Below are 329 nucleotides of genomic sequence, written 5' to 3' on the forward strand. Positions count from 1 at the left end.
ACGTAGTGGGGGGCGTAAGAGAGCACCCAGATCGGCTTTTCCGTCGAGATGCGGTCGAGTTCGTCGCGGTGGAGATGTCCACCCTGCATGGCCGGGTCCAGCCCCCACGCCACCAGGGGCCTAGCCGGGTCGGGATTCGCCGCGACGAGTTCGCGTAGCCGTTGCGCGACCGCCTTTCGGTCGAGCAGCGCCGCGTTCATGCCGTCGGGGCCCGGGGAATCGACCGGCCCGAGATAGTTCAGGGTGAGGTAGCTGCCGGACATGCCCAGATGGGTATGGGGATCGATGAAGCCCGGCATGACGACCTTGTCGGAAAACGTGTCGTCGAT

At 65.7% G+C, this 329-nt stretch carries 1 protein-coding gene; it reads right to left on the bottom strand.

The features are described from left to right. A partial coding sequence (locus tag CEV33_RS00875) for an amidohydrolase family protein (protein WP_167388080.1) occupies positions 1-329 on the bottom strand: 329 nt, incomplete at both ends.

This window comes from Brucella grignonensis (genome assembly GCF_002252505.1).
GTDB lineage: Bacteria > Pseudomonadota > Alphaproteobacteria > Rhizobiales > Rhizobiaceae > Brucella > Brucella grignonensis.